General features: G+C 72.8%; 23 protein-coding genes. 11 read left to right on the top strand and 12 right to left on the bottom strand.

The features are described from left to right. Positions 1–26: 26 nt before the first annotated feature. Positions 27–1199, top strand: coding sequence for an 8-amino-7-oxononanoate synthase (locus ACQ9ZG_RS03210; RefSeq protein ID WP_499279858.1), 1173 nt, complete (start codon positions 27–29; stop codon positions 1197–1199). 15 nt (positions 1200–1214) lie between these two features. Here ACQ9ZG_RS03210 and ACQ9ZG_RS03205 read toward each other — a convergent pair whose 3' ends face one another. Both ACQ9ZG_RS03205 and ACQ9ZG_RS03200 read right to left on the bottom strand, forming a co-directional pair. Further along, positions 1215–1487, bottom strand: coding sequence for a DUF397 domain-containing protein (locus ACQ9ZG_RS03205; protein ID WP_109916929.1), 273 nt, complete (start codon positions 1485–1487; stop codon positions 1215–1217). A gap of 51 nt (positions 1488–1538) precedes the next feature. Beyond that, on the bottom strand, positions 1539–2399 hold the full coding sequence (locus tag ACQ9ZG_RS03200; RefSeq protein ID WP_109916930.1) for a helix-turn-helix domain-containing protein: 861 nt from the start codon (positions 2397–2399) through the stop codon (positions 1539–1541). A 246-nt stretch (positions 2400–2645) separates the two neighbouring features. Here ACQ9ZG_RS03200 and ACQ9ZG_RS03195 point away from each other — a divergent pair, with 246 nt between their 5' ends. Then, positions 2646–3077 carry an ATP-binding protein gene (locus tag ACQ9ZG_RS03195; RefSeq protein ID WP_026238328.1) on the top strand — a complete coding sequence of 144 codons (432 nt, stop codon included), beginning with the start codon at positions 2646–2648 and terminating at the stop codon, positions 3075–3077. Positions 3078–3223: 146 nt separating this feature from the next. Here ACQ9ZG_RS03195 and ACQ9ZG_RS03190 read toward each other — a convergent pair whose 3' ends face one another. The 3 genes from ACQ9ZG_RS03190 to ACQ9ZG_RS03180 form a co-directional block, all read right to left on the bottom strand. Continuing rightward, positions 3224–3697, bottom strand: coding sequence for a C40 family peptidase (locus ACQ9ZG_RS03190; protein ID WP_109916931.1), 474 nt, complete (start codon positions 3695–3697; stop codon positions 3224–3226). 545 nt (positions 3698–4242) lie between these two features. After that, entirely contained in the window at positions 4243–4548 is a 306-nt protein-coding gene (locus tag ACQ9ZG_RS03185; RefSeq protein WP_018492576.1) for a hypothetical protein, read from the bottom strand. 406 nt (positions 4549–4954) lie between these two features. After that, entirely contained in the window at positions 4955–5953 is a 999-nt protein-coding gene (locus ACQ9ZG_RS03180; protein WP_499279855.1) for an ABC transporter permease, read from the bottom strand. Positions 5954–6093: 140 nt separating this feature from the next. On the opposite strand from ACQ9ZG_RS03180, the gene ACQ9ZG_RS03175 reads away from it, so the two are divergent. From ACQ9ZG_RS03175 to ACQ9ZG_RS03140, 8 genes are all read left to right on the top strand, one after another. Beyond that, positions 6094–6714 (top strand): TetR/AcrR family transcriptional regulator, encoded by a 621-nt coding sequence (locus tag ACQ9ZG_RS03175; protein WP_028418931.1) that lies wholly within the window; start codon positions 6094–6096, stop codon positions 6712–6714. A 139-nt stretch (positions 6715–6853) separates the two neighbouring features. Then, on the top strand, positions 6854–7156 hold the full coding sequence (locus tag ACQ9ZG_RS03170) for an urease subunit gamma (RefSeq protein WP_028418930.1): 303 nt from the start codon (positions 6854–6856) through the stop codon (positions 7154–7156). Positions 7157–7170: 14 nt separating this feature from the next. Further along, the gene (locus ACQ9ZG_RS03165) at positions 7171–7491 is read left to right on the top strand and encodes an urease subunit beta (RefSeq protein ID WP_028418929.1); all 321 of its coding nucleotides are present in this window, start codon (positions 7171–7173) and stop codon (positions 7489–7491) included. Next, entirely contained in the window at positions 7484–9205 is a 1722-nt protein-coding gene (locus tag ACQ9ZG_RS03160) for an urease subunit alpha (RefSeq protein ID WP_109916832.1), read from the top strand. The genes ACQ9ZG_RS03165 and ACQ9ZG_RS03160 overlap by 8 nt, the downstream gene beginning before the upstream one ends. 13 nt (positions 9206–9218) lie before the next feature. Further along, the gene (locus tag ACQ9ZG_RS03155; RefSeq protein ID WP_415747635.1) at positions 9219–9881 is read left to right on the top strand and encodes an urease accessory protein UreF; all 663 of its coding nucleotides are present in this window, start codon (positions 9219–9221) and stop codon (positions 9879–9881) included. Between the two features lie 237 nt (positions 9882–10118). Then, positions 10119–10796, top strand: a complete 678-nt coding sequence (ureG, locus tag ACQ9ZG_RS03150; RefSeq protein ID WP_499279850.1) for an urease accessory protein UreG — start codon at positions 10119–10121, stop codon at positions 10794–10796. Next, positions 10793–11590 carry an urease accessory protein UreD gene (locus tag ACQ9ZG_RS03145; RefSeq protein WP_499279849.1) on the top strand — a complete coding sequence of 266 codons (798 nt, stop codon included), beginning with the start codon at positions 10793–10795 and terminating at the stop codon, positions 11588–11590. The genes ureG and ACQ9ZG_RS03145 overlap by 4 nt, the downstream gene beginning before the upstream one ends. Positions 11591–11741: 151 nt before the next feature. Beyond that, entirely contained in the window at positions 11742–13340 is a 1599-nt protein-coding gene (locus tag ACQ9ZG_RS03140) for an alpha/beta hydrolase (RefSeq protein ID WP_181398043.1), read from the top strand. 293 nt (positions 13341–13633) lie between these two features. On the opposite strand, the gene ACQ9ZG_RS03135 is transcribed toward ACQ9ZG_RS03140, so the two are convergent. From ACQ9ZG_RS03135 to ACQ9ZG_RS03110, 6 genes are all read right to left on the bottom strand, one after another. Beyond that, the gene (locus ACQ9ZG_RS03135; RefSeq protein ID WP_109915948.1) at positions 13634–14350 is read right to left on the bottom strand and encodes a lysophospholipid acyltransferase family protein; all 717 of its coding nucleotides are present in this window, start codon (positions 14348–14350) and stop codon (positions 13634–13636) included. 84 nt (positions 14351–14434) lie between these two features. After that, positions 14435–14593, bottom strand: a complete 159-nt coding sequence (locus ACQ9ZG_RS03130; RefSeq protein WP_015607149.1) for a hypothetical protein — start codon at positions 14591–14593, stop codon at positions 14435–14437. Between the two features lie 66 nt (positions 14594–14659). Further along, on the bottom strand, positions 14660–15607 hold the full coding sequence (locus ACQ9ZG_RS03125) for a cytochrome c oxidase assembly protein (RefSeq protein ID WP_109915947.1): 948 nt from the start codon (positions 15605–15607) through the stop codon (positions 14660–14662). Between the two features lie 111 nt (positions 15608–15718). After that, positions 15719–16744 carry a 6-phosphofructokinase gene (locus ACQ9ZG_RS03120; protein ID WP_109915945.1) on the bottom strand — a complete coding sequence of 342 codons (1026 nt, stop codon included), beginning with the start codon at positions 16742–16744 and terminating at the stop codon, positions 15719–15721. A 189-nt stretch (positions 16745–16933) separates the two neighbouring features. Beyond that, a complete protein-coding gene (locus tag ACQ9ZG_RS03115; protein WP_018492561.1) occupies positions 16934–17662 on the bottom strand; it encodes a type 1 glutamine amidotransferase in 729 nt (242 codons plus the stop codon). A gap of 34 nt (positions 17663–17696) precedes the next feature. Beyond that, a complete protein-coding gene (locus ACQ9ZG_RS03110; protein WP_018492560.1) occupies positions 17697–18935 on the bottom strand; it encodes a MurT ligase domain-containing protein in 1239 nt (412 codons plus the stop codon). Positions 18936–19049: 114 nt separating this feature from the next. On the opposite strand from ACQ9ZG_RS03110, the gene def reads away from it, so the two are divergent. Further along, on the top strand, positions 19050–19607 hold the full coding sequence (gene def, locus ACQ9ZG_RS03105) for a peptide deformylase (RefSeq protein ID WP_028418921.1): 558 nt from the start codon (positions 19050–19052) through the stop codon (positions 19605–19607). A 157-nt stretch (positions 19608–19764) separates the two neighbouring features. Here the strand turns inward: def and ACQ9ZG_RS03100 are convergent, their stop codons facing one another. Further along, complete coding sequence (locus tag ACQ9ZG_RS03100; protein ID WP_109915518.1) at positions 19765–20448, bottom strand: TetR/AcrR family transcriptional regulator; 684 nt, start codon at positions 20446–20448, stop codon at positions 19765–19767. Positions 20449–20566 lie beyond the last annotated feature (118 nt).

Below are 20566 nucleotides of genomic sequence, written 5' to 3'. Positions count from 1 at the left end.
GAGCTGCCTACAAAAGGGACCGCCCTATGTCCTTCGCCCCGCCCTCCGCCCCGTTCGACTGGATCGACGACGAGGCCCGCCGCCGGGCCGAGGCCGGACTCGTCCGGGCCCTGCGTCCCCGGAGCGCGGAAGCCGGCCTCCTCGACCTCGCGAGCAACGACTACCTGGGCCTCACCCGGCACCCGGAGGTCACCGCGGCCGCCGCCGGTGCCGCCCACCGCTGGGGCGCGGGCGCCACCGGGTCGCGGCTGGTCACCGGCACCACCGCGCTCCACGCCGAACTCGAGGGGGAACTGGCCGACTTCTGCGGCTTCGAGGCGGCCCTCGTCCTTGCCTCCGGCTACGCGGCCAACCTGGCGGCGCTCACCGCACTCTCCGGACGTGGTTCCCTCATCGTCTCCGACGCGGGGAACCACGCCTCCATCGTGGACGGCTGCCGGCTCTCCCGCGCGGAGACCGCCGTCGTCCCGCACGCCGACCCGGACGCCGTCGCCAAGGCGCTGGCGGCCCACGACGGGCGGGCGCTCGCCGTCACCGACTCGGTCTTCTCGGTCGACGGGGACGCGGCCCCGCTCACCGCCCTGGCCGAGGTCTGCCGCGGGGCGAACGCGGCCCTCGTCGTGGACGACGCCCACGGCCTGGGTGTGCTCGGCGAGGGCGGACGCGGCGCGCTCGCGGGTGCCGGTCTGGCGGGCGGTGCGGGAGTGGTCGCCACGCTCACCCTCTCCAAGTCGCTGGGCAGCCAGGGCGGCGCGGTCCTCGGACCGGCCCGCGTCATCGACCACCTGGTCAACACGGCCCGTACGTTCATCTTCGACACCGGCCTGGCACCGGCGGCGGCAGGCGGGGCGCTCGGCGCACTCCGGCTGCTGCGCCGGGAGCCCGAACGCGCGGCCCGGGCCGGGGAGGTCGCCGGCGAGCTGTACGGGCGGCTCACCGCGGCCGGGCTGACGGCGGTCCGCCCGGACGCGGCGGTCGTCTCCGTCCGGGCCCCCTCCGCGGACGCGGCGGTGGCGTGGGCCGCCGACTGCCGTGCGGCCGGGGTGGCGGTCGGCTGCTTCCGGCCGCCGTCCGTGCCGGACGGCATCTCCCGGCTGCGGCTGACCGCGCGGGCGGACCTGACCGAGGAGCAGATCACCGCCGCGGTGGCCACGATCGCGTCGACCGCTCCCCGGGAGGCCGTGGCGCCGCTCGGCTGACCGTCCGGCCGGGGCTCAGCCGGACCGGGGCGGCTCCAGCCCCGCCACGAAGGTGGTCCACGCCGTCGCGGAGAAGGTGAGCGGCGGCCGCTCCACATCCTTGGAGTCGCGTACGGCGAGGAGCGCGCCGCACGAGCCGCGGCTGCCGCCGGAGCCGCGGCCGGAGTCCGGGCCGTGGTCGAGTCGCGCGGTCTCCACGCAGTTGTTCATCCCGGTGGAGCGGCTGCTGCGGCGCCAGAGCAGTGGCTCGGCGGCGAGTGACACGGGCGGTGCGAGACGGTCGGACATGATGCCCCCCTCGGGCAGTCGGACGTCCTGGCGAGTCGGCGGATCACCGTGCTAGCGGAAGCCGCGGCGGATCGCGGCGACGAGTTCGAGCGACCGGTCCGGCGTCAGCGCGTGCGTCTGCAGCGTGCGGAAGGCCGAACCGTACGCCTCCAGGTCTTCTTTCCGCTCCAGATAGACGCTACTCGTCAGGTGGTCCAGGACGACCACGTCCAGATCCGAGATGTTCGGAAAGGAGAAGATGACGAAGGGGGAGGCGAGCCCGACATACCCGCCGACCGAGAACGGCAGCAACTGGAGCCGCACGTGCGGGAGTCGGGCCATGTGCGCCAGGTGGTCCAGCTGATCCCGCATCACCTCGGGCCCGCCCACCTCCCGGTGCAGCACCGCCTCGTCCAGTACGGCGGTGAACCTCAGCGGCGGAGGCGTGCGCAGCACCTGCTGGCGAGTGAGCCGCACCTCGACCAGGGCGTCGAGCCGGTCCGCCGGCAGCCCGTCGACCGACGCCCGGGTCACCGCCCGGGCGTAGCCGGCGGTCTGGAGGAGCCCCGGCACCACCGAGGTCTCCAGGGTCCGCACCGTGGCTGCCTGGGACTCCAGGCTGATGAAGTCGCGGTACTGCGGCGGGATCAGCCCCCGGTAGGCGTGCCACCACCCCGCGCCCCCGCCGCCCGCCGATCCCGCGAGCACGTCCAGCAGGGCGCGCAGCTGCGCGTCGCGCACGGAGTAGACGTCGAGCAGACGCGTCACGTCGCCGGGGCTGACCCCGCTGGCGCCCGTCTCGATGCGGCTCACCTTCGACTGGTGCCAGCCGAGCAGGCGCGCCGCGTCCCGGCTGGTCAGTCCGGCGGCGTGCCGCAGGCTCCGTAACTCCTCGCCGAGCTTCCGCCGTCGGACGACGGGGGCGTGCAGCATCCGGGTCTCCTCGCGCTGTGCGGAACGGAAACGGGACCGGTACGCACCGCAAGATCCGGGCCCGCAGAGGGGCCAGTGTGCCCGCCGCCCCGCCCGTACGGGACCCGAATTCACCGCTTCGGGCGACAGATATATGCATATCTTGGTCGAACGTCGTTACAGGGAGCTTCAACAGTGGCAGTCTGGCGCGAAGCACCATCCTGGCCGGCCGCCGGTCGGCCAGGGCGCGAAAGGGACGGCGTCGCCATGGCAGACCATCAGGAAGCAACCGTCACCCTGCCGAGCGATCCGGTCTCGGTCTCCTCGGCCCGCAGACATGTGGCCAGGACATTGGCCGAATGGGGCCTCTCGGAGGAGTCGGAGCTGGCCGACACGGTCCGGCTGATCATCTCCGAACTGGCCACCAACGCCGTGCAGCACACCTTCGGCCAGTCGCCCACCTTCACGGTCGAACTGCGCCTCGAACGGGACGAGGAACTGCGCCTGGGGGTGACGGACAGTCACCCCCGCTGGCCCCAGCGGCTCCCCGCCGCCGTACGGCAGGACAACGGGCGGGGCATGGTGATCATCCGGTCGCTGGCCCATGAGTACGGCGGCCGGCTCACGGTCGTCCCGACGGCCGAGGGCGGCAAGACGGTCTGGATCTCGCTGCCCTGGGCGGCGCCGGTCCAGGGCTGACGAAACGGTTCGGAGCCCGGAGGCGGCGGGGCCCGGACGTACCGGAGCCCGGTCGCCGGGCAGTCGGCTCCCCGGGGATCGATGCACTGCGATCCACCGGGGAGGAGCGTCCGACCGGGCAGGTCGGCGAAGGCCCTGTCAGGGGATCAGCGGACGCGTCCGTACGAGACGCTCTTGGACCAGATCTTCGCGAGCCGCACCACGTCCCCGGACTTGGGGCTGTGCCAGATCTTGCCGTTCCCGGCGTAGATGCCCACGTGGTAGACGCTCCGGCCGGAGTGGAAGAAGACGAGGTCGCCCTGCTTCCGCTTCGACTTCGTGACCTTGCTGGTCTTGTTGTACTGCTGCTGTGCCGTGCGGGGGAGCTTCTTCCCGGCCTTCTTGAACGAGTAGACAGTCAGCCCCGAGCAGTCGAAACGGCTGGGACCGGCGGCGCCGTACTTGTAGGGAGCCCCCTTCTTCGACGCGGCGATCTTGAGCGCCTTCGTCGAGTGGGCGGTGGCGGCCTCGGCGTCGTCGACGAGACCTGGTGCCATCATCGTGGTCGTCACGGCGAAGGTGAGGACCGAGGCCGTACCGACCCGGGCGAGCAGAGACGGGACATGAACCTGCGCAGACATGCGCAACCCTTCGTCAGCCGCCTGTGAAGGATGACCTGTCGGGTTCGGGCTGGCGAAGTTGCCCGGCCGCGCGATGCGGCTTCACCCCGAGGGCCTTTCCGGTCTCCCGGTCGGCCCGTACTGCTCGGGTCCTCCACTCCTGCCGATCCACTTCCTGTCGACCAGTCATCCGGGAGGCGGCAGGACTCGGCGTCCACCCGGACCGCCCCGCCGCGGGTGGCGGGGGCTTGTCGTCCCAGGGATCTTGACCTACTCGGTGCCGGATTTCCGAGCCGAAACAGGGATTTGTGAGTCTCCTCACCACTGATCCATTCAGGTGGACAGGGGGGATTCGCCCCCGCCGACGAGCCGGGCGCACGCCCTCGTACCAGCGACGAAAGCGGGCATTTCGAGTACGGGGCACACGCCGAGCGCAAGTTGGGCCGTCGCTCGGGAGGGTGATCGCCTACGCCGAACGAGCGAGGAGAATTGATCGCGTGACCGGGCGTGTCGTAACCGCTCCACGCGGCCCGCTCCCGTAATGCGCTCCCGGCGTACGCGGCGGCTCAGTTCGGGGTCGGCGGCATCGTGACCCGCCCCGCCCGCCGCTCGCCGTCCAGCACCCGCAGGGCCCGCGCGAGCGTCGCCGCGTGGATCTGCCGCTCGCCCCGCTCGTGCATCAGGGCCAGCGCGTCACGCAGGGCCGCCGCCCCGGAGGCCAGGGCCTGGGCGGCCCTGAGGGCGCTGTAGGTGTCGCTGCCGCGTGCCGGGTTGATGCGTCCCACCTGGTCGAGGACGGCGAGATAGCAGTCGATGAACTCGCCCTCGGCACGGGTCAGCGCGGGCAGGGGCGGGAACTCCGATGGCTCCATGGGCGGTTCACCTCGCGTCATGCGGCGGCCGGGAGGGCGTGCGGCTCTCCGCGGCGTGGTCCACCGGCGTCATCGGATGACTACCCGTCCGCGCGGCGGGGCATGTCGGGGGCCGCGGGCTCCGGCGGCCGGATGCGCCCGGGAGTCCGGGTGTACGGGGCCTGTTCGCGGACGGCCCGGCCGGGGCGGCGCGCCTGCCCCCGGCCGGGCCGGATCGACCTGGATCGGCTCCGGTGGCCCCCCGGGGCGGAGCGGTTCACGTGGGACGTCGATGGGCCGCCGCCCTGCTGCCCGCCGCCGTTCCAGCCCCGCCGCTCGTCGCCGCCCGCCGCCGTTCCAGCCCCGCCGCTCGTCGCCGCCCGCCGCCGTTCCAGCCCCGCCCCGCCGCCCGCCCCCGCTGCCGCCCTCACCCCGTCAGCGCTTCCTCCCGCGTTGCCGGGGCCCCGGCCGTCGGGGCTTCCTTCGCAGCCGTCCCGCGTCGCCCCGCGAGCACGACCGCCGCCAGCCCCAGCACCGACCAGAGAGCGAGGGTCAGGGCGGGGCCTCCCGCCGCGCTGCCGTCGAAGAAGGCGACCGAACGCAGCAGGGATCCGCCCGCGCCCGGTGGCAGCCACTGGCCGATCATGCCGACCGGTTCGGGGAGCAGTTGGGGCGCGCTGGTGACGCCGGAGAAGGAGTTGCCCAGCAGGATCATCAGCAGCGCGCCCAGGCCGAGACCGCGCGGGCCGAGCAGGGCGGCGAGTCCGGCGACCGCCGAGCCGATCGCCAGGACGGTCAGGCCGAGTACGCCCGCCTCCGTCCACCAGTCGCCCGTGATCACGCCGAGCCAGCTGTGCGCCACGGCCGTGGCGGCGAGGCCCACCAGCGCCGCCGACCCCGTCAGCGTGAGCGCCGCCCGTGTCCCGCGCAGCCCGAGCAGGGTGACGGCCGCGCCCGCGCCCATCCCCGCCAGGGCCAGCGGCAGCACGCTCGCGCCGAGTGCGCTGCCGCGCGGGTCCCCGGGAGGCGCGGCCACCACGTCGGTGGTCCGGACGGGGGTGCCCTCCGGGGCCTGTGCCGTCACCGCGTCCCGCAGCAACTGGGCGACGACGGGGCTCGCGGCCGACGCGGTGAGCACGTGCGGGCCTTCCGGTCCGGCGACCACCGCTCCGTATACGGTCCGGTCCTCGATCGCCTCGCGGGCCGCCGCCTCGCCGTCGAACCGGTGCACCTCGAAGGCGCCCGCCCGTCGCTCGAACCCCCGCTCCAGTTGCTCGGCCGCCGGACCGGTGCCGGCCACGCCCACCGGCAGGTCACGGGGGGCGATCCGGGCGGCGGGCCAGGCGAAGGCCCAGAGGGCGAGCGTCACCACCACGGGTATCAGCAGGAGGACCGCCACCGCGCGGCGGTTCGGGGGAGTGGACACGGGGCCTCGTTCCGGGCGGTGGCCGCCGGTCGGGCGAGCACCACATCAAAGAGAAGGATCGTTCGTTTTGCGTACGGCTCCCACTCTCTGCATGTGGGGGTTCGCTTGTCAAGAAGGAACGTTCGTTTTAGGTTGAGGCCATGGCCCGTGTATCCCAGGAACACCTCGACGCCCGCCGCCGCCAGATCCTCGAAGGCGCCGCGCGCTGCTTCGCGCGCAAGGGGTTCCACGGCACGTCCATGCAGGACGTCCTCAAGGAGGCGGGCCTCTCCGCCGGTGCGGTCTACCGCTACTTCCCCGGCAAGGAGGACATCATCGCGGCCATCACCGAGGAGACCTTCGCCACCATCCGCGGCGCCTTCGAGGAGGCCGCCCGGGTCTCCCCGCCCCCCACCCCGGACGTGCTGCTGAGCCGGATGCTCACCCGTGTGCTCGGTGAGCGGCTGTACGGGCTGGAGCGCCGCACCTTCGCCGCCCTCGCCGTCCAGCTCTGGTCCGAGACCCTGCGCGACGCGCGGCTCGCCGCACTGCTCGACGAGGGGTACGCCACCATGCGGGGCGTCTGGGCCGAATTGGTCGGGACCTACCGCGGCGTCGGGATCCTCTCCGAGGACGTGGTGGCCGACCATGTGGCGCGGACGATGATCGCGACCGCCCAGGGCTTCATCGTGCAGGAGGCGCTCTTCGGCGATGTGCGCCCGGAGGTTCCGCGGAACGGGTTGCGCGGGCTGATGTCCATGGGTCCGCAAAAGGCCAGTTAACGCAACGGAAAAACTTCCGCCCTAACGTGCAATGCCTGGTCGCGGGAGCCGGTTTCCCCGTTCAACGAACTGTTGAACGGGGATATGGTCCCGCTGCGTCCGGAGGCCGGTGCCGGGCGGGAGACGATGAGGTGGAAGCGTGCAACTGACCCCGCACGAGCAGGAACGCCTGCTCATCCATGTGGCCGCCGATGTGGCGGAGAAGCGCCGGGCGCGCGGGCTGAGGCTCAACCACCCCGAAGCCGTCGCCCTCATCACCGCCCACCTCCTGGAGGGCGCCCGCGACGGCCGTACGGTCTCCGAACTCATGGCGTCCGGGCGCACGGTGCTCACCCGGGACGAGGTCATGGACGGCATCCCCGAGATGCTCCACGACGTCCAGGTCGAGGCCACCTTCCCGGACGGCACCAAGCTCGTCACCGTCCACGACCCGATCGTCTGACGGGGGACGCGCCGATGCCACCCGTCGTCCCCGGCGAGATCCTGTACGGGGCCGGTGACATCGCCCTCAACGAAGGGCGCCCCGTCATCCGCCTCACCGTCCTCAACGCCGCCGACCGCCCCGTCCAGGTCGGCTCCCACTACCACTTCGCGGAGGCCAACCCCGGGCTCCGCTTCGACCGGGAGGCCGCCCGCGGGCTGCGGCTGCACATCGCCGCCGGTACGGCGGTCCGCTTCGAACCCGGCATCCCCGTCGACGTCGAACTCGTCCCGCTCGCAGGCCGCCGCATCGTCCCCGGCCTGCGCGGCGAGACCGGAGGTGCCCTCGATGCCTGATCTCAACAGGGCCGTGTACGCAGACCTGTTCGGGCCCACCACCGGCGACCGCATCCGCCTCGCCGACACCGACCTGCTCGTCGAGATCGAGCAGGACCGCTCCGGCGGCCCCGGACACGCGGGCGACGAGGCGGTCTTCGGCGGCGGCAAGGTGATCCGCGAGTCCATGGGCCAGGCCCGCACCACCCGGGCCGAGGGCGCCCCCGACACCGTCATCACCGGCGCGGTCGTCATCGACCACTGGGGCATCGTCAAGGCCGACATCGGCATCCGCGACGGCCGGATCACCGGCATCGGCAAGGCCGGCAACCCGGACACCATGGACGGAGTCCACCCCGACCTGGTGATCGGCCCCGAGACCGAGATCATCGCGGGCAACGGGAAGCTCCTCACGGCCGGAGCCGTCGACGCACACGTCCACTTCATCACCCCCACCCTCATCGACCAGGCGCTCTCCAGCGGCATCACCACCCTCGTCGGCGGCGGTACCGGCCCCGCCGAGGGCACCAAGGCCACCACCGTCACCCCCGGACCCTGGCACCTTGCCCGGATGTTCGAGGCCCTGGAGACCTTCCCCGTCAACATCGGGCTGCTGGGCAAGGGCAACACCATGTCCCGCGACGCCCTGTACTCCCAACTCCGGGGCGGGGCACTGGGGTTCAAGATCCACGAGGACTGGGGAGCCACCCCGGCCGCCATCGACGCCTGCCTCGCCGTCTGCGAGGGGAGCGGCGCCCAGCTCGCCATCCACACCGACACCCTCAACGAGGCCGGGTTCGTCGCGGACACCCTCGCCGCCATCGCCGGGCGCACCATCCACGCGTACCACACCGAGGGCGCGGGCGGAGGGCACGCACCCGACATCATCACCGTGGTCTCCGAGCCGTACGTCCTGCCCAGTTCGACCAACCCGACCCGGCCGCACACCGTCAACACCATCGAGGAGCACCTCGACATGCTGATGGTCTGCCACCACCTCAACCCCGCCGTCCCCGAGGACCTCGCCTTCGCGGAGTCCCGTATCCGGCCCTCCACCATCGCGGCCGAGGACATCCTCCACGACCTCGGTGCCATCTCGATCATCTCCTCGGACTCCCAGGCGATGGGCCGCATCGGAGAGGTGGTCCTGCGGACCTGGCAGACCGCCCACGTCATGAAGAAGCGGCGCGGCGCCCTGCCCGGGGACGGGCGCGCCGACAACCGCCGGGTCCGTCGTTATGTCGCCAAATACACCATCAACCCGGCCGTCGCGCAGGGCCTGGACCGGGAGATCGGCTCGGTGGAGAGCGGAAAGCTCGCGGACCTCGTGCTCTGGGACCCGGCGTTCTTCGGAGTGAAGCCGCAGACCGTCATCAAGGGCGGCCAGATCGCCTACGCGCAGATGGGCGACGCCAACGCCTCCATCCCGACGCCCCAACCGGTCATGCCCCGGCCGATGTTCGGCGCCCTGGGCCGCGCGGCGGCGCGCGGCTCGTACAACTTCGTCACCGGTACGGCGATCGAGGACGGGCTGCCCGAACGGCTGGGCCTGGAGAAGGAGTTCAGGGCCATCACCAGCACCCGGACGGTCACCAAGGCGGACATGCGCGAGAACGACGCCATGCCGCACGTGCAGGTCGACCCGGACAGCTTCGCCGTCACCATCGACGGCGAACCGGTCGAACCCGCACCGGCGGCCGAACTCCCCATGGCCCAGCGCTACTTCCTCTTCTGAGCCGGAGCCCGACATGTCACGCGCAGCCCTCCTCGTCCTCGCCGACGGCCGGTTCCCCGCCGGAGGCCACGCCCACTCCGGCGGCGCCGAACCGGCCGTCACCCAGGGGCGCATCCGCACCGCCGACGACCTCGCCGCCTTCTGCCGGGGCCGCCTGCACACCACCGGGCTCACCGCCGCCGCCCTCGCCGCGGCGGCGGCCCGCGGCCTCGACCCGCTCGCCCTGGACGAGGCCGCGGACGCCCGCACCCCCTCGCCCGCCCTGCGGGCCACCGCCCGCAAGCTGGGCCGCCAGCTGATGCGGGCCGCCCGCGCCACCTGGCCGAGCCCCGGACTCGACGCCCTCGCCGCGGCCCGCCCGCGCGGCGCCCACCAGCCCGTCGTCCTCGGCCTCACGGCCCGGGCGGCGGGGCTCGGCCCCGAGGACGCGGCGCACTGTGCCGCGTACGAGACGGTCAGCGGCCCGGCCACCGCCGTGGTCCGGCTCCTCTCCCTCGACCCCTTCCACGCCACCGCCGTACTCGCCCGTCTCGCACCGGAGTTGGACCGGGTCGCCGAGCGGGCCGCGGCGGCCGCCCGGCACGGCATCGACGCCCTGCCCGCCGCCTCCGCCCCCCTCCTCGACATCACCGCCGAAGCCCACGCCGCCTGGCCCGTACGCCTCTTCGCGTCCTAGGGGTGTCCGACCATTCCGCACGGGCGGGCGACGCCCGGCACGGCACCTCGCGGCGTTGCCGAAAGGCCCTGGCAGCTCCCGCTGCGAGGACGCTCCGGCGCCTTGCGAAGCACCGCGCCTGACGCCGCCCGCCGACCCGCGCCGAAGGGCAGGCACTCCCGGTCCCGCACACAGCGGCCCGGCCCCCGGCCCCCGGGCTCCGGCGCACCCGACCCGCACCCCGACAGGAGCAGCCCCATGCACCTCGGCCACACCCACGACGCCCCCGCCGCCGTCAGCGCCGACGCCACCCGCCCCGACGGCACCCGGCGCGCGCTGCGCATCGGCCTCGGCGGGCCCGTCGGCTCCGGCAAGACGGCCACCGTCGCCGCCCTCTGCCGCACGCTGCGCGACCGGCTCTCCATCGCCGTCGTCACCAACGACATCTACACCCGCGAGGACGCCGAGTTCCTCCTCCGCAACGCCGTCCTGCCGCCCGAGCGCATCCAGGCGGTGGAGACCGGCGCCTGCCCGCACACCGCGATCCGCGACGACATCTCCGCCAACCTCGAAGCCGTCGAGGACCTGGAGGACGCGGTCGGCCCGCTCGACCTGATCCTCGTCGAGTCCGGCGGCGACAACCTCACCGCCACCTTCTCCAAGGGGCTCGTCGACGCCCAGATCTTCGTCATCGACGTCGCGGGCGGCGACGACATCCCGCGCAAGGGCGGCCCCGGCGTCACCACCGCCGACCTCCTGGTCGTCAACAAGACCGACCTCGCCCCGCACGTCGGCTCCGACCTCCGGCGGATGGCCCGGGACGCCAAGGAGCAGCGCGGCGAACTCCCCGTACTTTTCACCTCGTTGACCTCCGCCGAAGGCGTCGGGCCGGTCGCCGGCTGGGTACGGGCGCAGCTCGCCGCCTGGACCGCATGAGCGTCCACGCCACCGCCCGCCTCCGCGCCGAACCCGACGGCCGGGGCGCCACCGCCCTGCCCCTCCTGGAGAGCGCCGGACCCCTCGCGCTCCGCCGCACCCGCTCACCGCTCCCCGAACGCGCCCGGGTCACCGTCGTCGGCGCCATGAGCGCACCGCTCAACGGCGACCGGCTGGCGATCGAGGCCGAGGCCGCGGACGGCGCCCACCTCACCGTCGACGCGGCGGCGGCCACCGTGGCGCTCCCGGGCGCGCGGCCCGACGGCGAGCCGTCCACGTACGACGTCCGCCTGACCGTGGGGGAACGGGCCACCCTGCACTGGCTCCCCGAACAGCTCGTCTCCGCCCACGGCAGCGACCTCCACCAGACCACCCGTGTCGAACTGGCCCCCACCGCACGGCTGTTGCTGCGCGAGGAACAGATCCTCGGCCGCCACGGCGAACCCCCCGGCACCCTCGCCGCCCGCCTCACCGTCCACCGCGCCGGCCGCCCGCTCCTGGACCAGCATCTCGCCTACGGACCCGGCGCACCCGGCGGCTGGGACGGCCCCGCAGTCCTCGGCGGCCACCGTGCGGTCGGCCAACTCCTCCTGGCCGACGCGTCCTTCGAGGACGCCCCGCCCGCCCCCCGCCTCCTCGGCCCCACCGCCGCCCTCACCCCGCTCGCCGGCCCCGCCGTCCTGGTGACGGCCGTGGCCCCCGACGCGCGCCTGCTGCGCGCGATCCTGGACGACGCCCTGCGCGAGCTGCTGGACGGGCTGAAGGAGGGCGCGGAGAGCGACCGGGTCCGCTGAGCGGACGCTCCTCACCGGTTATGGGTTCGGTAAAGAAACAGGTGTACGCCCTGGCATCGGGAACCCCACAGGCGAAAGGATCCCCGGAACGCTCCGATGGAGACCACGCCGCCACCGGCGGCGCATCGGACGACGATGGGGGAGGTTCCACGTGGGACGCACAGCAGTGCTCGGCGCGGCCGGGGCGCTGATAGCGGGCACGCTCATCGCGGGCACGGTCACCGCGCCCGCCGCGGAGGCGAGGCCCGCACGCGCCGACAGCCGCCACCACGACCGGGCGGGCGCCGAGGCGTACGGGGTCAGGATCGCCGCCGAGCGGGCGGCCCGGACCGGCATCGCCTGGAAGGACTGCCCGAAGGACTGGGGGCTGGCCGCCCCCATCCAGTGCGGCTGGGTGACCGTACCGCTCGACTACGCGAAGCCGTACGGCAGGAAGATCGAGCTGGCCGTCGACCGGCACGTCAGCACCGGCACCAAGGGCGAGCGCCAGGGCGCCCTGGTCTACAACCCGGGCGGGCCCGGCGGTTCGGGGATGCGCTTCCCCACCCGGGTCACCAACAAGAACCCGCTCTGGACGAAGACCGCCGCGGCCTACGACTTCGTCGGCTTCGACCCGCGCGGGGTGGGCCGCTCGGCGCCCATCTCCTGTGTCGACCCGCAGGAGTTCGTCCGGGCGCCCAAGGCCGACCCGGTGCCGGACAGCGAGGCCGACAAGCGCGCCCAGCGGAAGCTGGCCCGCGAGTACGCCGAGGGGTGCGCCGAGCGCAGCGGCTGGATGCTGCCGCACATGACCACGCCCAACACCGCCCGCGACCTCGACGTGATCCGGGCCGCGCTCGGGGAGAAGAAGCTCAACTTCCTCGGCGTCTCCTACGGCACCTACCTGGGCGCCGTCTACGGCACGCTCTTCCCCGCCCACGTGAGGCGCATGGTCGTCGACAGCGTGGTCGACCCGGCGCGGGAGAACATCTGGTACCGGGCCAACCTCAACCAGAACGTCGCCTTCCAACTGCGCTGGGACGACTGGAAGGCCTGGGTCGCGCGGCACGACTCCGTCTACGGCATCGGCGACACCCCGCAGAAGGTCGAGCAGGAGTGGCTCAAGCTCCGCGCGGCCGCCAAGAAGGAGCCCATCGGCGGAGTCGTCGGCCCCGCCGAGCTGATCGGCTTCTTCCAGAGCGCGCCGTACTACGACTCCGCCTGGGCGCCCACCGCCAAGGTCTGGAGCGCCTACCGGGCCGGTGACACCCAGGCGCTGATCGACGCCGCCGCCCCCGACATGGACGACCTGGCGGGCAACGCGTCGGCCGAGAACGGCAACGCCGTCTACACCGCCGTCGAGTGCGCGGACGCCAAGTGGCCCACCAGTTGGCGCACCTGGGACCGGGACCACACCCGGCTCCACCGCGACCACCCGTTCATCACCTGGTCCAACGCCTGGATGAACCTGCCCTGCGCCACCTGGCCCACCAAGCAGCAGACCCCGCTGAACGTGAAGTCCGGCAAGGGCCTCCCGCCGGTCCTCATCGTGCAGGCCGAGCGCGACGCCGCCACCCCGTACGGGGGCGCCGTCGAACTGCAGCGGCGGTTCAAGGGCTCCCGGCTGATCACCGAGAAGGGCGCCGGCTCCCACGGGGTCACCGGCATCGCCAACCCGTGCGTCAACGACCGGGTGGACACCTACCTGCTCACCGGGAGGACCGACCGGCGGGACGTGACGTGCGACCCGCACGCCACCCCCAAGCCGTAACGCGTCACTGAACCCGACGACCGGGGGCGCCGCCCGGCTCACGCGCGGCGCCCCCGGTCGTGCTCCGCCGCTGCTCGGCGGTGGCGGAGACCCCGCCCGTACGCCCCTGCCGCCCGGCTCGCGGGTGGCCTCGGCCGTGCGCCCCCCGCCCGGCCCTCACACCCCGCGCCCCCGGTCGTACGCGGACAGCCGCACGTCCTCCGCCGCATGGCGGAACAGCGCCTCCCCCTAGCTCCGCGGCATCGTCGGGAACGCCTCCCGCCAGTCCAGCCCCGCCGTCGGCGCATCCGCCGTCAGCGTCGCAGTCCGCGGAACTTCTTCGGCGGGGCGGCCTCCTGGTCGGCGGCCTTCACCTTGGCCGCGTACTCGTCCACGTACTCCTGGCCGGAGAGTTCGAGGATCGCGTACATGATCTCGTCCGTCACGGCCCGGATCGCGGCCTTCTGGTTCTCCATCCCCGCGTAGCGGGAGAAGTCCAGCGGCTCACCGAACCGGATCGTGACCCGTTTGATCTTGGGGACGACCTGGCCGGGCGGCTGGATCTCGAACGTCCCGACCATCGCGCACGGGACCACCGGCACCCGCGCGGTGATCGCCATGACCGCCACCCCGACCTTGCCCTTGTAGAGGCGGCCGTCGTGCGAGCGGGTGCCCTCCGGGTAGATCCCCAGCAGCTCGCCCTTGTCCAGCACCCCCAGCCCCTCGCGGATCGCCGCCCGGCCGGCGTCCTTGCCGGAGCGGTCGACCGGGATCTGGCCCGCGCTGCGGAAGAAGAAGGCGGTCAGCCGGCCCTTGATGCCGGGGCCCGTGAAGTACTCGGCCTTGGCCAGGAAGGTGATGCGCCGCTTGAGGATGGCGGGCATGAGGAAGTGGTCCGAGAAGGAGAGGTGGTTGCCCGCGACGATCGCCGCGCCCTCCTCCGGGATGTTCTCCAGTCCCTCGATACGGGGGCGGAACAGCACCCTCAGCAACGGACCCAGCACGACATACTTCAGGACGTAATAAAACACCGTGTGCGTCCACCTCGCTCTGCCGGGCCGACGTCGGGGCTGCGTACCGTGCAGGCCCCGGCCGCCCGCCCGCGCAGCGCGCGGTCAGGTGTCCTGGGTGGCCAGCATGCCGAGGGTGCAGAGACCGAGCACCACCCAGCCGAACCAGAGCCAGCCACTGCTGCCCAGTGCCACCGTGTACGCCGTCACCGTCACCAGAGCCCCGACGGTCAGATATCCCATGGTCTTCGTCGATCCGGACATGCGCGTACCCTCCTCGTCGGCCGCGCGGCCGTTCACCCCATGGTCACCCCGCGGGCGCCCCCCGCGCTACTGTCGCGCCTGCAATGACGCGAGATAGGCGTTGTACGCCTCCAGCTCCTTGTCGCCGTCGCGGTCGGCGGCCCGATCCGAGCGCCGGGCGGCCCGCTGCTCGGAGTGGTACCACTGGTAGACCAGCGCGATCAGCACCAGCACGGAGGGGATCTCGCTGAAGGCCCAGGCGATACCGCCCGCCCAGTTCTGGTCGCTGAGCGCGTCGATACCGAGCGAGGCCGGGGGATTGCTGTACGTCTCCACCATCGGTGTGGTCGCCATCATCAGCGCGATCCCGAAGAACGCGTGGAACGGCATCCCGGCGAACAGCTCCAGCATCCGCATCACATAGCCGGGGCGGTGCGGGCCGGGGTCGACGCCCATGATCGGCCAGAAGAAGACCAGGCCGACGGCGAGGAAGTGCACCATCATCCCGAGGTGACCGGCCTTGGAGCCCATCAGGAGGTCGAAGAGCGGCGTGAAGTACAGCGCGTAGAGGCTGGCGATGAAGATCGGGATCGTGAACGCCGGATGCGTGACGATCTTGATGTACCGGCTGTGCAGCAGCTTCAGCAGCAGCTCACGCGGCCCGATCCGCCCCCGCCCGGCCGGCGGCAGCGCGCGCAGCGCCAGCGTCACCGGGGCGCCGAGCAGCAGCAGGATGGGGGAGAGCATGCTGATCACCATGTGCTGCACCATGTGCACACTGAACATGACCATGCCGTAGTCGTTCAGCTTGGTGCACATCACCAGGAGGATGCTCAGCACACCCACGGTGAAGGCGATGATCCGGCCGGCCGGCCAGCCGTCCCCGCGCCTGCGCAGCCGCACCACGCCGTACCCGTACAGGGCGAGCGCCAGGAGGCTGCCGGTCAGGAAGAACGGCTCCACGGAGAGCTCCAGCCCCCGCCCCAGCGTGAACGGCGGCAGATCCATGTTCATGCCGTGCCCGCTGTGATCCATCTGTCCACTCCCGATGGGGACACGTCCCCGTTTCGTGCCGGTTGTCCGGTACAGCGTAGAACTGCCCCCGACCGCGTTCGCGGGCGGGGGCAGTTCTCGTGGCGCGGAAGGTCAGAGCACGCACTCCGCCTCGGCGTACCGGTCGGCCGGAACGGTCTTCAGCGTCTCGACCGCCTCCGCCAGCGGGACCATCGCGATGTCGGTGCCGCGCAGCGCGGTCATCATCCCGAACTCGCCCCGGTGCGCCGCCTCCACCGCGTGCCAGCCGAACCGGGTCGCCAGGACGCGGTCGTACGCGGTCGGGGTGCCACCGCGCTGGACGTGGCCGAGGATGACCGGGCGGGCCTCCTTGCTGAGCCGCTGCTCCAGCTCGCCGGCGAGCTGCGTGGCGACCCCGGCGAACCGCTCGTGGCCGTAGACGTCCTTGACGCCCTGCTCGAACTGCATGGAGCCCTCGCGGGGCTTGGCGCCCTCGGCGACCACCACGATGGCGAACTTCTTGCCCGCCTGGAACCGCTTGCCGACCAGCTTGGTCAGCTCGTCGATGTCGAAGGGGCGCTCCGGCACGACGATGGCGTGGGCACCGGCGGCCATCCCGGAGTGCAGGGCGATCCAGCCGGTGTGGCGGCCCATGACCTCGACGATCAGCACCCGCTGGTGCGATTCGGCGGTGGTCTTGAGCCGGTCGAGCGCCTCGGTGGCGACCCCGACGGCGGTGTCGAAACCGAAGGTGACGTCGGTGGAGGCGATGTCGTTGTCGATGGTCTTGGGGACGCCGACGATGGGCAGCCCGGCCTCGGAGAGGAGGTTGGCCGCCTTGAGGGTGCCCTCGCCGCCGATCGGGATGATGGCGTCCAGGCCGAGGTCCGCGACATGGCCGCGGGCCCGCTCCACCCCGTCGCGCAGATGCGCGGGCTGGACCCGGGAGGAACCGAGGATCGTGCCGCCGAGAGCCAGGATCCCGCTCACCGCGTCGAGGTCCAGCTTGCGGTAGTCGGCCTCCAGCAGGCCCTTCCATCCGTCGTGGAAGCCGACCACCTCGTCGCCGTGGTCCACCACCGCGCGGTGCACGACGGAACGGATGACGGCGTTGAGGCCGGGGCAGTCGCCGCCGGAGGTGAGTACGCCAATGCGCATGGCCCGGAAACCTTTGCAACGTGAAGTCGACGACCGGACCACGTCGTCCGGTTGGATCCCCGCCACCCTACCGGCGCGGGGTGGCGGGACCGAACCGGCCGTCCGCCTGCTGGACTCCGCTCGATCGAGCGGAAAACCCCTCAGGCGGACACCGCTCAACCGAGCGGGAAGCGCCTCATCGGGCGGTCGTCACGCGGGCTGTGTCGCGGCGGCGATCCGCTCGGAGCGCAGCGCCTCGTACCAGCGGTCGTCGGTGGGCGGCAGCGCGTTCACATCGAGGGCCAGCTTCAGCAGGTGGTCCGCGATCTGCGGGTTGCGGGCCATCACGGGACCGTGCATGTACGTCCCGAAGACCGTGTCGTTGAACGCGCCCTCCGTGCCGTCCCCCGTGCCGTTGCCCCGGCCGAACCGCACCCGGGCGAACGGCCGCGCCGTCGGGCCGAGATGGGTGACGCCCTGGTGGTTCTCGAACCCGGTCAGCGGCTCCAGGCCGAGCTGCGGGTCGATGTCCGCCAGCACGTCACCGACGCACCGGGCGCCCTCGCCCCGGGTCGAGACCACGTCGAGCAGCCCGAGACCCGGCTCGCGCTCACCGAGGTCGTTGATGAACTCGTGGCCGAGGATCTGGTAGCCCGCGCAGACCGAGAAGATGATCGCGCCGTTGGAGGCGGCCCGGCTCAGCCCGCCGTCGCGGCGCAGCCGCTCCGCCGCGAGGCGCTGCGGCCGGTCCTCGCCGCCGCCGATCAGATAGATGTCACCGGACGTCGGCACCGGCTGGTCGCTGCGCACGTCGACGCGCTGCACGTCCAGACCGCGCTGCCGGGCCCGCCGCTCCACGACCAGCGCGTTGCCCTGGTCGCCGTAGGTGCTGAGCAGGTCGGGGTAGACCCAGACCAGACGCAGACCGTTGTTGCTCATGCTTCGTCCTCTCCGGAGGTGGCCGGGGCCGGGGTCAGTTGCCGACACGACGGCGCAGATCCTGGAAGGCGGTGTAGTTGGCGATGACCTCGATACGGCCGGGCGGGGCGTACTGCACGGCCTCGTCGAGGTTCTCGCAGACCCGGAAGTCCAGCCCCGCGACCTCCAGGCGGACCGCGAGGTCGAGCTTGCGGTCACCGAGCACGAAGATCGGGTGACCGGCCAGCTGGGTGTAGTCCACGTCCCAGAGCCAGGAGGTGTCGGTGCCGTCGGCGCCGCGGGCGTTGACGGAGAGGATCACCGGCGTCGGCGGCGGGTCGATCAGCGAGAACGTCTCCAGCCAGCCGGCCGGGTTCTTCGCCAGCAGCAGCCGCAGCTCACGGTTCTGGAAGTTCACGACGTCGTAACGCCCCGCGACCGCCTGCACCTGGTACATCCGCTCCAGGGCGACCTGCGGCGGCACCCCGAAGACGGCGGCGACGGCGGCCGAACTGGCGGCGTTGGCCTTGTTGGCCCGGCCGGGCAGCTGGAGGTGGATCGGCCAGGCCGAACCGTGCGGGTCCAGGACGTAGTCGCCGTTGAGCGCCCAGCTCGGGGCGGGACGGCGGAAGCCGCACTGCCCGCAGAACCAGTCGTCGCCGGGGCGCTGCATCACACCGCCGCAGGACGGGCAGGACCAGGCGTCGTCCTTCCACGCCTGACCGGCCGCCACCCACACCACGTTCTGCGAGGAGGAGGCCGCCCAGACGACCAGCGGGTCGTCCGCGTTGGCGATGACCACGGCCTTGGAGCCGGAGAGCCCCTCGCGCCAGTGCTCGGCCATCATCCGGGTCTCGGCCGCGCGGTCCAGCTGGTCGCGCGAGAGGTTGAGCAGCGCGATCGCCTTGGGGGTGGTGTCCCGGGCAACCCCGGCCAGATACTTCTCGTCGACCTCGATCACCCCGAACTTGGCGTCCGAGCCGCCGGCCAGCGCCGAGGTGATGCCCGCGGGCATGTTGGCGCCGAGCGCGTTCGACACGACGGGCCCGGCGGCCCGCAGCGCCTCCGCGATCAGCCGTGTGGTGGTCGTCTTGCCGTTCGTCGCCGACACGAGGATCACGTCCAGGTGCTGCGCCAGCCGCCCCAGCAGGTCGGGGTCGAGTTTGAGCGCCACCCGGCCGCCGATCACCGATCCGCTGCCCCGCCCCGCGGCGCGTGACACCGCCGCCGCGGCCTTGCCCGCCGTCACGGCCAGCTTGGCCCGCGGCGACAACGGCTCCGTGTTGCCTGCCATCGTCCTAGATCCTCCTTGCATCGGTCCGCGCCCAGCCTATCGATGTCCGCCGCGGCGACCGCACCGCGGCACCACGGGAACTCCCCGGTGCCGGCGGAACGTACGCTTGCCCGCATGCGAAACCGCCCGATCCCCGGCAGTTCCGGACTCGTCCGTGAGATGAGTCTGCTCGGCGACCCGTTGCTCCACCGCGCCTGTGAGGACGTCACGGATTTCGGCCCGTCGCTCGCGCGGCTGGTCGAGGACATGTTCGCCACGATGTACGCCGCGCAGGGCGTCGGGCTCGCCGCCAACCAGATCGGCGTCCCGCTCAGGGTGTTCGTCTACGACTGCCCGGACGACGACGACGTCCGTCACCTGGGACATGTCGTCAACCCCGAACTGGTCGAGGCGGACGGTCTTACCGTACGCGGACCGGAGGGCTGTCTGTCACTTCCGGGTCTGGAAGCGGGCACGGAACGCTTCGACCACGCGGTGGTCGAGGGGCTGACGATGACGGGGGAGCCGGTGCGGATCGCGGGGACGGGGTGGTTCGCCCGGTGCCTCCAGCACGAGTGCGACCACCTGGAGGGGACGGTCTACACCGACCGGCTGACCGGGCTGCGCCGGTCCCGGGCCCTGCGCGCGGCCCGCCGCGCGCCGTGGGCCCGAAGGTCAGGGGCCGAGGGCTGAGGGCGGGGCCGCGGCCCACGGAACCCCCGGGCTGCCGCCGTGGCCGGGAGGCGGCGGACCACCGCACGGGATGTGCCGTACCCGGGAGGCGGCGGACCGCCGCACTGGATTTGCTGTACGCGGGAGGCGGCGGATCACCGCACGGGACGCGGGCGGTTCAGAACCCCGGGCCGCCCTTCACGTCCCGGTCGCCCGCCTCCGTCAGCCGCCCCCACAGCAGGTCCGCCAGGCTGCGCACCAGCCGCTCGCGGGAGCACGGCCGGTCCGCGAGCCACCAGTCGCCCGCCGCGTGCATCATGCCGACGATGCCGTGGCCCCAGATGCGCGCCATCTGCTCGCCCTCCGGCCCGAGGTCCACGCGCTCGACGATCACCTGGCCCAGCTCCTCGCCGAGGCGGCGCAGCAGCGGGGCGGAGTGGCGGCCGACGTCGAAGCCCTGCTCGGGGGAGAGGGACGCGTCGGCGGGGGAGGCGGAGTCGGCCGCCCCGTCGGCGGGATGCATCAGGAAGCGGTAGACCTGGGGGCGGGCCTCGATCGCGGCGAGATAGGTGTCGAGCGTGGACTCGACCCGGGCCCGGCGTTCGGCAGGGGCGTCCAGGGCCGCGCGCAGGGCGCTGAGGAGGGCGTCGGTGTGGCGGGTGGCCAGTGCGCGGTAGAGGCCGCCCTTGTCCCCGAAGTGGCGGTAGAGGATGGGCTTGGTGATCCCGGCCTCGGCCGCGATCGCGTTCATCGAGGCCTGCGGGCCGTCCCTGAGCACCACCCGGTCCGCCGCTTCGAGCAGCTCCCGGCGGCGCGCCTCGGCCGCGGTCCGCTGTCGTTCGGCGCTCCGCGTGGTCTCCATGTCGTCTCTCCCGCCCCTGGCCCTGCGATTTCTTCACGTCTGCTTCTTCGCGCCTGCGCAACGTAACACCACGCCCGGCGCCCTTGTCGATCAGTACCGGGGCGGTTGACAGCGGCTA

The sequence above is a fragment of the Streptomyces araujoniae genome (assembly GCF_050871195.1).
Lineage (GTDB): Bacteria > Actinomycetota > Actinomycetes > Streptomycetales > Streptomycetaceae > Streptomyces > Streptomyces bacillaris.
Note: the sequence above shows the minus strand (reverse complement) of the source record. Positions and strands in the feature narration are given on the sequence as shown.